This is a genomic window from Shewanella sp. GutDb-MelDb (assembly GCF_002836075.1).
GTDB lineage: Bacteria > Pseudomonadota > Gammaproteobacteria > Enterobacterales > Shewanellaceae > Shewanella.
In genome coordinates this window covers 25,274-37,984 of sequence record NZ_PJBM01000256.1, presented here as the reverse complement: position 1 = coordinate 37,984, position 12,711 = coordinate 25,274, and the positions used below count along the sequence as shown (strand labels likewise).

8 protein-coding genes and 8 tRNA genes are annotated in these 12,711 nt (G+C 44.2%); 3 read left to right on the top strand and 13 right to left on the bottom strand.

The genetic code is table 11. The features are described 5' to 3' along the window. From lolB to CXF82_RS17995, 3 genes are all read left to right on the top strand, one after another. Positions 1 to 653: lipoprotein insertase outer membrane protein LolB (gene lolB / locus CXF82_RS18005; RefSeq protein ID WP_102044692.1), on the top strand; the 653-nt coding region annotated here is incomplete at its 5' end. Then, positions 650 to 1,504, top strand: coding sequence for a 4-(cytidine 5'-diphospho)-2-C-methyl-D-erythritol kinase (ispE, locus tag CXF82_RS18000; protein ID WP_102038827.1), 855 nt, complete (start codon positions 650 to 652; stop codon positions 1,502 to 1,504). The genes lolB and ispE, both read left to right, overlap by 4 nt. A 63-nt stretch (positions 1,505 to 1,567) precedes the next feature. After that, complete coding sequence (locus CXF82_RS17995) at positions 1,568 to 2,515, top strand: ribose-phosphate pyrophosphokinase (RefSeq protein WP_101089930.1); 948 nt, start codon at positions 1,568 to 1,570, stop codon at positions 2,513 to 2,515. Between the two features lie 120 nt (positions 2,516 to 2,635). Here CXF82_RS17995 and CXF82_RS17990 read toward each other — a convergent pair whose 3' ends face one another. The 13 genes from CXF82_RS17990 to CXF82_RS17930 all read right to left on the bottom strand — a co-directional run bounded on the left by CXF82_RS17990 (position 2,636) and on the right by CXF82_RS17930 (position 12,525). Next, positions 2,636 to 4,009 carry a winged helix-turn-helix domain-containing protein gene (locus CXF82_RS17990; RefSeq protein ID WP_157822889.1) on the bottom strand — a complete coding sequence of 458 codons (1,374 nt, stop codon included), beginning with the start codon at positions 4,007 to 4,009 and terminating at the stop codon, positions 2,636 to 2,638. 183 nt (positions 4,010 to 4,192) lie between these two features. Beyond that, positions 4,193 to 6,553 carry a multiheme c-type cytochrome gene (locus CXF82_RS17985; protein WP_101089928.1) on the bottom strand — a complete coding sequence of 787 codons (2,361 nt, stop codon included), beginning with the start codon at positions 6,551 to 6,553 and terminating at the stop codon, positions 4,193 to 4,195. 1,232 nt (positions 6,554 to 7,785) lie between these two features. Next, a tRNA-Gln gene (locus CXF82_RS17980) sits at positions 7,786 to 7,860 on the bottom strand. 21 nt (positions 7,861 to 7,881) lie between these two features. After that, positions 7,882 to 7,966 (bottom strand) — tRNA-Leu (locus CXF82_RS17975). A 103-nt stretch (positions 7,967 to 8,069) separates the two neighbouring features. Beyond that, positions 8,070 to 8,144: transfer RNA gene (locus tag CXF82_RS17970), tRNA-Gln, on the bottom strand. 50 nt (positions 8,145 to 8,194) lie between these two features. After that, positions 8,195 to 8,279: transfer RNA gene (locus tag CXF82_RS17965), tRNA-Leu, on the bottom strand. Between the two features lie 200 nt (positions 8,280 to 8,479). After that, positions 8,480 to 8,556, bottom strand: a tRNA-Met gene (locus CXF82_RS17960). Positions 8,557 to 8,561: 5 nt separating this feature from the next. Beyond that, positions 8,562 to 8,636: transfer RNA gene (locus CXF82_RS17955), tRNA-Gln, on the bottom strand. Between the two features lie 50 nt (positions 8,637 to 8,686). Next, positions 8,687 to 8,771: transfer RNA gene (locus CXF82_RS17950), tRNA-Leu, on the bottom strand. Positions 8,772 to 8,949: 178 nt separating this feature from the next. Next, positions 8,950 to 9,026 (bottom strand) — tRNA-Met (locus CXF82_RS17945). 369 nt (positions 9,027 to 9,395) lie between these two features. Beyond that, positions 9,396 to 10,487, bottom strand: a complete 1,092-nt coding sequence (gene ychF / locus CXF82_RS17940) for a redox-regulated ATPase YchF (protein WP_101089927.1) — start codon at positions 10,485 to 10,487, stop codon at positions 9,396 to 9,398. A gap of 52 nt (positions 10,488 to 10,539) precedes the next feature. Continuing rightward, the gene (gene pth, locus CXF82_RS17935) at positions 10,540 to 11,124 is read right to left on the bottom strand and encodes an aminoacyl-tRNA hydrolase (RefSeq protein WP_101089926.1); all 585 of its coding nucleotides are present in this window, start codon (positions 11,122 to 11,124) and stop codon (positions 10,540 to 10,542) included. Between the two features lie 234 nt (positions 11,125 to 11,358). Further along, a complete protein-coding gene (locus CXF82_RS17930; protein WP_101090032.1) occupies positions 11,359 to 12,525 on the bottom strand; it encodes an FAD-dependent oxidoreductase in 1,167 nt (388 codons plus the stop codon). Positions 12,526 to 12,711 lie beyond the last annotated feature (186 nt).

The window sequence follows — 12,711 nt, the reverse complement described above, 5'->3', positions numbered from 1 at the left end:
GCAGCTTCACAAAAAACACTTATGCATGGGTGATATTGAGCTTTATTTTTATTAGCGGTTGCTCAACTACCATACCAGACAACTTAGTACCCGTCTCTGTCGACCAAGTCGAACAAGCCCATGCGTGGGAAATGCAGGGCAAGTTAGCGGTGCGCACCGCCGATGATAAATTTAGTACCAACCTGTATTGGTTGCATACCCCATTCTCTAATGAGTTAAAGCTCACCACCATGCTGGGCACCACAGTGTTAAGTTTAACCAGCACAATGGGCAATACAATATTAGAGCTCGATGGCAAGACCTACACCGATACTGACGCTCAACGCTTGCTCACTCGGATCACCGGTTGGACCATTCCCATAGATGCCTTACCACTTTGGATAACCGGTCAGCTCAGCAGTGGCGATGAAATTATTAGCCAAGATGCGCTAAACCGTCCGCTGAGCCTCGTTAATGCCACCCAGCCTCCCCCTTGGAAGGTCGACTTTAAAAGTTGGCAAACCCAGAGCGGTGCCGAGCTACCTCGACTGCTGGATTTAAAACGAGATGACATTCAACTTAAAATACAGATAAACCAATGGCAAGCACTGGCAGCAGAAGATGCCCCCGCGACCAATCGTTCACAACCAAACTCAAGTGAGCCCTCGTTATGACCGCCCCACTGTCTTTGGGCTGGCCCGCGCCAGCCAAGCTCAACCTTTTTTTACACATCAACGGTCGCCGCGATGATGGTTACCATGAATTACAAACTCTGTTCCAATTTGTAGCGCATTGTGATTACCTCGATTTTAAAGTCACTGATAAAACGACCTTGATATTGCATTCAAATATGTCAGACGTTGTTGCTGATAGCGATAACTTAATTCTGCGAGCCGCAAAATCGTTACAAGAGCACACCCAATGTCAGCAAGGTGCCGAGATTTGGTTAGATAAACGCTTACCTATGGGCGGGGGGTTAGGCGGGGGGTCATCTGATGCTGCAACCACATTAGTGGCGTTAAATTCACTTTGGAGAACCGGTTTATCCACTAAGGAATTAGCAAAGATAGGCTTAATTTTGGGAGCCGATGTGCCTGTTTTTATTAATGGTTTATCTGCTTTTGCCGAAGGTGTTGGTGAACAATTGCAGGACGTCACCCCAAGTGAACCTTGGTACCTAGTTTTAGTACCCGATGTGCATGTATCTACCGCTGCAGTGTTCCAAGATCCTGAACTCCCGCGCAACACGCCCAAGCTCACACTTGAGTCTTTAATGGCCAATCCTTGGCATAATGACTGCCAAGAGTTGGTCGCAAAACGTCACCCTCAAGTTGCCAAGACCTTAGCGTGGCTGCTAGAATATGCGCCGTCAAGAATGACTGGAACAGGAGCATGTGTTTTCGGTCAATTCGAGCAAGAGCAACAAGCTAAAGATGTCTTGGCGAAGCTGCCAGCATCGATAAATGGCTTTGTCGCGAAGGGAACAAATAAGTCACCGTTAATGCAGAGATTAGCTCAGTGTTAACGACATCTGGGATATCTTTTCTGTCCCAGCCACAATCATGAAGCATACGCCTGAGGTTCTACAGTGCCTGACATTAAACTTTTTGCCGGTAACGCAACACCTAGTCTCGCTAAGAAGATAGCCGATCGTCTATTTTGTAAACTTGGAGACGCAGATGTAGGCGTTTTCAGTGATGGCGAAATCAGTGTCCAGATTAATGAAAATGTACGTGGTGCGGATGTATTCATCATTCAATCTACTTGTGCTCCGACTAACGATAACTTAATGGAACTGATCGTTATGGTTGATGCACTCCGTCGTGCATCTGCTGGTCGTATTACAGCCGTTATCCCTTACTTCGGTTATGCACGTCAAGACCGTCGTGTGCGTAGCGCTCGTGTACCTATTACCGCTAAAGTTGTTGCCGATTTCCTATCAAGCGTTGGTGTTGACCGCGTATTGACTTGTGACCTGCACGCTGAGCAAATTCAAGGTTTCTTCGATGTTCCCGTTGATAACGTTTTCGGTAGCCCTGTGTTGCTTGAAGATATGTTAGCTAAGAACCTAGACAACCCTGTGGTTGTTTCACCCGATATCGGTGGCGTTGTACGTGCTCGTGCAATCGCGAAGTTACTTGATGATTCAGATCTAGCGATCATCGATAAACGTCGTCCAAAAGCAAACGTTTCACAAGTGATGCATATTATTGGCGATGTTCAAGGCCGTGATTGCATCATCGTTGATGACATGATTGATACTGGCGGTACACTTTGTAAAGCAGCTGAAGCGCTTAAAGAACACGGTGCAAACCGCGTTTTTGCTTATGCTACTCACCCTGTGTTCTCAGGTAATGCGGCGAAGAATATCTTAGAATCAGTCATTGATGAAGTGATTGTGACAGACACTATCCCATTGAGCCCTGAAATAGCGGCACTTGAGAAAGTCACTCAGTTAACAATGTCTACTGTTATGGCTGAAGCGATTCGTCGCGTAAGCAACGAAGAGTCTATTTCGGCAATGTTTAAGCACTAATCACTATTTGATTAAAGCTTAATGCTGAAATAAAAAACGCACTCAATTGAGTGCGTTTTTTGTATCTATTACTTTTCATTTTGCTTTGCCACTAAGCGTTAACCTGTAGTAATACATATCTTAGAGTGATACTTGCTCTCGATGAGCCCAAACCATGGTTTCGCCCCATAGTGGTAGCATCCACACGCCACTGTCATCATCTTGATAAAGTTGCCTGATGACCATACGTTCATTTTGCAGAACATTTTTACGGATCTCTCGGTATATCGTGGCCGATTCTTTCGATATCTGTTGTGGGCTAGTGAAAGAGCGCTCTTTTACATCGACCAGAAAAGTACTAACGACTTTGCCATCAACCTGACTTTTGGTCAGCTTAAAGTCGCCACTAAACTGATACCGAATTGAGATTTCTCTAAGCATATCATCGGTAATACATGCCGCAGCAACCAGCTTACCTCGATTCGCTGAATCAAAAATCAATGACAATCTGACATCTGCGCGCACCACATTTTTACTTTCAGAGTAATAGTACACGTCAGCCCGAAATACATCCTCGACCAAATCTTTATCGGCAGGCTCGAATTCATCTAACAGAATATTATTATAGGTTACCTGCTCCATTCTTAGCTTGGTATCCGCCAACCATTGAATATCTAATGGTGTAGTCGGCGCATTGACCGAGCGCACTAGGTTAAGCGGCTGCTTGTCAATGCATACTTCATTGAATTCGTTACATAAAGCGACTGATTCATAGCGGCCGTTATCAAAAGAGAATAGTTGTTTATCAGTCGAGTTTTGGAAAATGTTGTCATAATTAAACCAATTTTTGACCACATCGTCAGCGCTAATAATTTCTTTACGTTGATTTTCAAGTTGAACCGCATTGAGTAATGATGGGGTTTTCGCCAATGAAAATCGCTTTTGAGTGATTGACGCCACATCAGGTTCGGTCAATAAGGAAAGCTGGTTAACAATTGTTTTAAGCCCTCCCGAAAAGTGCAATCCAGCCACAAAAGTCACGACGACAGCGATGCCAATAAGCCGATAAAGTCTGGGGGTTAATGCCCCCTGCCAACCGGCCACGTTAGCGATTATGGGGTTTATTCGGTGTGAGTTTGGAGCTTTGAACTTGCCAGATGCCGGCTTAACGAAAGTACTGACATTATCGATATCTGTAGAAGTTACTGCTTCGGCATGCTCTATAATGCATAAGCTATAGCCGTAACGGGGGATATTTTTTAACTCTATATCAGTTTGCCCTGCCAGCTTTTTTCGTAAACTGCTCATGCATTGAGTCAATGATGAGGGCGCAACCACTCTACCGGGCCAACCAGCGGCATTAAGTGTCTCTTTGCTAACCACTTCACCCACATGGTTGACTAAGCTTTTTAGTACTTCTAGCTCTGCCAATGATAATGCGCAACGAGTCGAATGATGGATATCAACTAACTCTCTGGCATCTAAATCAATAATTAAAAATTCAGTAATATTCACAATCTAACCTCTACTACTTTTAGTAGATCCCCAAACAACATTTTAAACCATTTTGATAATACTAAACCTGACATAATGCTGAGTTCTGATTAAACAATTGATGCTTTGTTAATATTTGTGATCCCCGTAAAAAAAGACCCTAGCAAAATGCTAGGGTCAAAAAATATTGCAGGGATGAGAGCTTTATTTCAGGTTATGTGATTCCTTCAGGTTGTTTAGATCATGACATACTGCACATGACTCTTCACCAGTATACTGACCAAGTTCGACACCGAACTGAGCGCCATTTTGCTTCATATGACTAACAACGTCTTTACGGACTTGACGGCGGTCTTCACCCTCTTCCGCAGCGCGCTTACCATGACAGCTCAAACATACAGCGGCGGTTGGCGATACAAAAGCATCTGCAACCGCATCGACGGCATAACGTTTGTTACCGCTAGTGTCTTTGCCATTTGCAGGGTCCAAACCGTCATAAGTATCCATGTAGTCAAGATCCAGCGCTAGCGGCTTGCGGCCCACTAAATACTTGGCATCATAACTATCTTCGATATGGCATTTAGTACAGTTAGCTAGGTCAGCTGAGTACTCAACATTACGCTTCCAACCTTCACCACTTTGGTTGGCACGGTTGTTGGCATGCATAGCATGGATCCATACTTTCTGATCCGGGTGACTCATCGTCAGTTGCTCAATATAATCCTCATCACCTTGTTTGGTTTGCGAATTACGGATGACCTGAGTTGGCATATTGTTGGCGTTATGGCAAGCCACACATTCTTCGCCGGCATTAGATGCTGTCGTCCAGTCACGCTCGCCGCGTGGCATCAGGTTCTTCATCATAACCATTGGGTCTAAAGAACCGTCACCATCGGAATCAACCGAGCCAGAGGCGCAAGTGGTACTGAAGTAAGTGCTATCGTTCTTAACTACAGAGTGACAGCTACGACAGTTAAGCGTCATCTGTACAAAACCATCGTCTGAGGTAGTGGTACCATGACAGTCGCCACACAGCTCGTTGGTCACGATTTGACGACGTGGGCGCTCTTCCATCATGCCTTGTTTATTGAAGAAGTGTTGCCAGTTATAACCCGCTGCACCGTTACTCCAATCCGTTTCGCCATCACAATCCTGGATTGTTTCGCCATCTTTGTCGATGCAGAACCAGATACGTGGCGTAACCATGCCGTAGCTATCGTTCAAGTCACCATCGAAAGTATCTTCAAGATCGAATGGGCCGATTTCAAACGTCGTCTTACCATTTTCATAGTTAAGCACGATTGGCTCATCTACATAGCCAGGGAAGTTTTCTTTGTTGGTATGAACACGCAGAACTTTACCACGCTCCATGCCCATATCCTGACCACCCCAGTTGATATAGAACTCGGCGTAGTACATGTACTTAACCAGATCTAACTGCTCATTACGCGTGTTACCATTTTTGTCCAAAATATCGACGGTTAGCTGCACATAGCCAGTCTTATCAGTATCTAGGTTGGCATCGATGTTGGCTTTTGCTTCTGGAGCATCAACCATCTTAGCTTCAGTCACCGTAAGGTGAAGATTTTCACGGCGCTCGTTCTGACCTTTATAGGTAGACAAATGCACCATTTCTAGGGTATCTGGCGTGTGACAATTGGCACATTGTGCATTGTCCTGATATGGCCAGTGGCCAATGCCTTCCTTGAAATTGACGTCTGTATGACAGGTAATACACGTTTCCTGAGTAGGCACGTTCTTCCAGTTTGCAAAATCAGTAGCTTGCTCATTTTCAGCATGGCAGTTATCACAACCACCCACGGGAGCAGGGATCACTCCGATATGTGCTTCATGCGCTAGCATTGGAAATACTTTGCTGATGTCACTGACTTTGTTGTCCGCATGGCAAGAAACGCATGTTTCGACTTCAGTGTATTTACCGCCATGGATACTGAAATCATCATGACAGCTAACGCAGTTTTGGTTGTTGACCACATTCTTAGTATAGAGCGGCTCTAAGCCTTCACCTCTAAAGTCATAGTGCATGTTCGCATAGCTTAACTCAGTTGCTCCTACAGCTTCGCCACCGGTTCTTAGCACTAATCTTAATGTCTTTTCATCAGTGATAGTAAAGGCTGTTTCTGCGCTAACGTCTTTCTCAAAGCTATAGGTATAAGTACCGTCTTGATTATCAAGCAAGCTACCACACTTAGAGTATTTGCTGGCAGGACAAGCTTCAGAGCTGAGCAACTTCCAGTTATTAGCATCCCCCTGAACGCCTTGCTCAAGACCTGAAAGTATAAAACCAAACTTTTCTAACCCTACAACAGGGAGGTCTTTTTCATTGGTGACTGTAAACGTAATATCAGACTGCGCCCCAACAACAATCTTATCTATCGCTACGGTTAATGCCTTTGCATCTGCTGCGACAGGAATGCCAGGTTGACCAGGAGTACCTGCTTCACCATCTTTACCATTTTGTCCGTCATCACCAGAACAACCCGTTAAGGCCAGTCCAATGAAGGCTGCTAATGTCGCAACTTTTATATCGACTCGTTTCATCATCTGTTCCACTCTCTTTTATTTAGCCCTCTTTTTTGGGGCAAACGAAATGTAACGAAACGATTGCAATTAAAGTGTGACAACCTCGGTTGTATTTTGAAACAAATTGGTTAACGAGAAACCCAGCACAAATAAAGCCTTAATCGATAACAATAAGTAACCAAAAGGATGCCAAATAAAAACCAAATGTTAACGCTAGGTGAAAAACCAACGCTAAAGCGTGATTGTTAGCACTAAGTGAGCTAACAAAAGTTAACAAAAGGCTGATTTGTTACCAAGCATTAGGATTTCAATCTAATTTGCTAACTAGACTCATCGCAGATATGGCAGCACTAGCGCAATGACCCAAAAAATAGATGACTGGATTTAGGGTTTTTAATGCTTGTGCCATTGAAATGTTGCGCTTAAACGTGTTCAAACAGTCGTCACAGCGAGTAACATGACAGCCATTATCAAGACGGGGACATGGAATTAATTGAGTCGCTAGTGTTAAATGCGCTCACACCTCTCAGTCAGCGTAGGCTCAACCTACTTAGGCATACGATACACCGTCTTAAAGTCCCTCAGCATTCTCTGCACGTTGGCAATCGCCCTAAGTGTGATGACTACCATTATGTGCCGTCTCTTATGCAGAGCCTATTTAGATCAGTTGCATTAAAAGTTTGACCATTGCGCGGGAATTCAAAGCCCTGTAAGCAAGGTGGGGGATTGAAGCTAATCGTTATTCTCGGCTCTGGCATCCTCGGTAATAGCTCTATGAATGACTCTCGATAATTGCTCTTGCATTATTCTACCTTCGTCCATCCGTGGACTCGTACCTCCTCAATCTGACCGCCAAGGAGGGTGGAAATGTCTTATTTTGTATGGAACAAAATAGACCATTTAGTCGTATATCCAAAGCCCACAACGAAGCTTAAAGGCCTTTTCCATTTGCTTTAAACGTCGACCGCACTCGTTAAGCGACTCAGATTTTCCACTTCTGCTTTGCATTGGCTTAAGAGAGAGTAACTATTTCTTCACCAATGGGCCTTGAATTGAAACGTCTGTAGCGCTCTGAATCGGTCAAATACTTAATGCAATTGGTATCAGGCGTGCAGTCAGAACACTGCTCAATACGCTATTGATGGCAATAACAGTAGCGATTGCTTTAGACAAAGATTGGATCTATGTGGTGCATCGAAAAGGGGGATTTTGAAAAGCAAAAAGCCCGTCTATTAAGACGGGCTTTTTGTGTTTGGCTGGGATACCAGGATTTGAACCTGGGAATGCCGAGATCAAAACCCGGTGCCTTACCGCTTGGCGATATCCCAATTAAACTGTTTAAAACTCGATGGTACGGGAAGAGAGACTTGAACTCTCACACCTTACGGCACCAGAACCTAAATCTGGCGTGTCTACCAATTCCACCACTCCCGCATCGAATTTTACTGCAAGTTTCCTTGCTTCATCTTTATAGCCTGCAACAATACAATTGTCTAGTAGCTATTAAGACAAGGTCAATAAATCAACCTTTTAAAAATGGCTGGGATACCAGGATTTGAACCTGGGAATGCCGAGATCAAAACCCGGTGCCTTACCGCTTGGCGATATCCCAATTAAACTGTGTTGCTAGTAACAAGTCGAAACTCATTACGTCAAAATAAATGGTACGGGAAGAGAGACTTGAACTCTCACACCTTACGGCACCAGAACCTAAATCTGGCGTGTCTACCAATTCCACCACTCCCGCACTGCATCAAGTTTTACATCTAGATTAAGATGCATTTAGTTATAGCGTGTCTAATATCAACATCCACCACTTCCAAACTCTATCAAGTTTACATCGAGATTAAGATGTCTCATATTTTACATCTTGAGAAGATGGTAGCATATTGCCGGGACTTACGAACCGTCTTTGCTACAATCCCACTTTTTACATCCTGAGAAAGATGGTAGCAATGGCGGGACTTGAACCTGCGACCCCAGCATTATGAGTGCTGTGCTCTAACCAGCTGAGCTACATTGCCAAAGATGGCTGGGATACCAGGATTTGAACCTGGGAATGCCGAGATCAAAACCCGGTGCCTTACCGCTTGGCGATATCCCAATTAATCTTTCTTACTAATAACCAGCCTAAGCTCATTACTTTTCAATAAATGGTACGGGAAGAGAGACTTGAACTCTCACACCTTACGGCACCAGAACCTAAATCTGGCGTGTCTACCAATTCCACCACTCCCGCACTGCATCAAGTTTCACATCTAGATTAAGATGGCACTCAGTTATAGCGTGTCTAATATCAACATCCACCACTTCCAAACTGCATCAAATTTTACATCTAGATTAAGATGTTGCCAACCCTATTTCTGAAAGTAAACTTTCAACTAGTCGGCCATTCTCAAGTTTACATCTAGAGAAGATGGTAGCAATGGCGGGACTTGAACCTGCGACCCCAGCATTATGAGTGCTGTGCTCTAACCAGCTGAGCTACATTGCCATCTATATTTCGTCCCTCTCACTGAGGAACGGGGCGTATTATGCTTATTCAGCGTATTCAGGTCAACTGCTTTTTTTCGCTAATTTAAACTAATCACACTGTTAGGCTATTACTTCGCCAAACTGGGCAACAGATGCGCAATATATTGCGATTTACGCTAATTTAGCAACTCAAAATAATTTTATTTCTTTGATCAAGCCTCTACAAATCGCAACGACAAGCTCAAAATCCAAGCATTCGCCAAGCTTAGCACTAAAAATGAATCATTTTTAACTAGGTTAACAGATGCCCAAATACAAACGCGGCGCTTAAAGATGACTTTAAGCGCCGCGTTTTACATTTTTTACGGCTATAGCTGCCGCAAAGAACTTATACGTTAAATAAGAAGTGCATTACATCGCCATCTTTAACGACGTATGTTTTACCTTCAACGCGTAATTTACCCGCTTCTTTAGCGCCTGCTTCACCTTTATGGGTGATAAAGTCCTCATACGCCATCACTTGAGCACGAATAAAGCCACGTTCGAAGTCAGTATGGATAACACCAGCAGCTTGTGGAGCGCTTGCACCGATTTTAACGGTCCATGCACGCACTTCTTTAACACCAGCGGTAAAATATGTCTGTAGCGTAAGCAAGTCGTAACCAGCGCGGATGACGCGATCAAGACCGGGCTCTTCTAGACCTAAATCGGCCATGAACTCTTCACGGTCTTCGGTCTCCATTTCTGCAAGTTCAGATTCAATTGCAGCGCATACTGCCACTACAACTGCATTCTCTTCAGTAGCGATGGCACGAACAGTATCTAAATGAGGGTTATTTTCAAAACCGTCTTCTGCAACGTTAGCGATATACATCGTTGGTTTAATGGTTAAGAAGTTCAAGTAAGTAATTGCTGCTAGCTCTTCCTTGCTTAAATCCATTGAACGCAACATTTTGCCTTCGTCTAATATTGGGCGCATCTTCTCAAGTACGGCAACTTCAAACTTCGCCTCTGAGTCGCCGCCTTTAGCGCGTTTGGCTTGACGAGTAATAGCACGCTCGCATGAATCTAAATCGGCAAGCGCAAGTTCAGTATTGATAACTTCGATATCACTTGCAGGGTCTACCTTGTTTGCGACATGCACAATGTTGTCATCTTCAAAACAACGTACAACATGGCCAATTGCATCAGTCTCACGGATGTTAGCTAAGAACTTATTGCCTAAGCCTTCACCTTTAGATGCGCCTGCCACTAAACCAGCAATATCTACAAATTCCATTGTTGTAGGCATAACACGCTCAGGCTTAACTATCTCAGCTAACGCATCCAATCTTGAATCAGGTACAGGAACAATGCCTGTATTTGGCTCAATCGTACAGAACGGGAAGTTTGATGCTTCGATGCCTGCTTTAGTTAACGCGTTGAAAAGTGTTGATTTACCAACATTTGGCAGGCCTACGATGCCACATTTGAAACCCATATTGTTACCTTTATATCAATGAATAACCTGGGGGTATTCCCCAAGCATTTGTTTATGCTTTAAAAGAATGCAACCTGTGCATCGCCTTTGCCATATCGTCGTTAAATAAAATCTCTGTCGAGCGCACCGCTTCATCTATAGCAGCGTCCATCATCTCTTGATCCGTTGGCGGAGCCTTACTCAACACATAGTTACTGACCTGGTTTTTATCACCTGGATGCCCAATACCAATGCGTAAGCGATAGAAGCCTTTATCATTAGCCAATTTAGCAATGATATCTTTTAAGCCATTATGGCCACCGTGCCCCCCGCCCAACTTAAACTTTGCAACCCCAGGTGGCATATCAAGCTCATCATGCGCGACCAATATCTCTTCTGGAGCAATACGAAAAAAATTCGCCAATGCGCCAACCGACTTACCACTTAAATTCATAAAGGTTATCGGGATCAATAAGCGGACATCCTTGCCATGCAGTGTCACTCTCGCTGTCATACCAAAGTACTTGCTGTCTAATACTAACGTCGCACCACAGACACGCGCGAGTTCTTCAACGTACCAAGCACCCGCGTTATGGCGTGTTCGATCATACTGTGCGCCGGGATTTGCTAACCCAACAATAAGTTTTATATTGCTCATAATACTCAGTCTGTGTTTACTTATTCATGTTTTGCCGCACTTAGCCACAAAATTAAAAACGCGGCATTTTAGCACTCAAACCGCGTACCAACAAATTATACGCAAAATGGGCAATATCGCGTGGTAGACATCGCCTGCAAATTTTGCCTGACTCCCCCTAATAAACAAGAAAGCGAAAAGCTGTTATGCAGCTCTCCGCTTTCTTGTTTAATCCTTATATAGGACGGTGACCCATTAAAAACCCATAGCGTATTTTAATACCTGTTTTTTTATTGGGCTGTCAATGTTAGCTAATTTAAGTACGCCATTTCTTAATAGTTTTAGCGGTAAAATGTCGTTGCTAAAACTGGCGTAAAACATATCCATAGCGGTCATCATCAATTGATTATCTCGATAACGGCATTTTTGGTACTGTAGTAGTACTTCAGTACTCCACCAGCCCGCATCGTGCTTTATGTACGACTCGACGGTGGTGATAAGTGCATCAACATCTTTAAAGCCGAGGTTAACGCCCTGCCCTGCTAAAGGGTTAATGGTATGCGCGGCGTCACCAAGGATCACCAAATTGTCGCCATAATATCGCTCGGCATGACGACGAGTCAGCTTAAAGCTCGCTTTATTCATCACTTTAAAATCACGATCTAGCCTCGCTGGAAAATACTGATCAATCTGACTTTTCAAGGCCGCATTATTCAACTGAGATAACTGCGCAATGCGATTGGCATCGTCGTACCAAACCAAAGAGGCATTGTTGCCAGGAAGTGGTAGTAAAGAGCGAGGACCTTTGGGGGTAAATTGTTGCCAGGTAACATCTTGCTCGCCACAATGGGTTTCGATATTAATCAGCATTGCTGACTGACGGTAATCCCAGCCCGTAATACCGATCTTTGCCCATTGCCTAACATAAGAGTTTGCACCATCTGCGCCAACCAATAACCGAGTAGAGAACGCTTGGCCATCCTCAAGCGTAATATCGATAGCATCATTTGCGCGCTTTAACTGACTGATTTTTACTGGACAGAATAGAGTAATATTCTCTAACTGTGCCATACGATGCCATAAAGAGAGCTGGATTAAGCGGTTTTCGACAATATGGCCAAGATGCGAAGTGCCAATTTGATCGGCATGAAATTGGGTGATGCACCCGTCTAATTCCCAAGTTTCGAGTCCTTTATAAGCGACTTGTCGCATTGTGCCTAAATGCTCCAGAGCCCCAAGGCGGTCCAGAAGCGCTTCAGAGGCCGCACTAATGGCAGATACTCTTAAGTCAAGCGGTTGTGAGCTTTCATAAGCTTTGGGCGCAAATGCTTCAACCACTGCAACTTTTAGTCCTAGCTGGGCTAAACCAATCGCCGTCGCAGCTCCAACCATGCCGCCGCCAACGACAACAGCGTCATACATACTGCTTTTATTCTTCAGCTGTTCCACAGACCTTAGACTCCTGAAAGATGATCCGACTTATATTGGGAGAAGTTTACACTCAAAAACGATTCTATTTGTCCTTTGCATAGCAAAAATTGATCAAAGTAGCGCTTCTTAAGCAAGGACGATGCAATTAAGCCAAACAAAATATGTCGTTTAATGTCT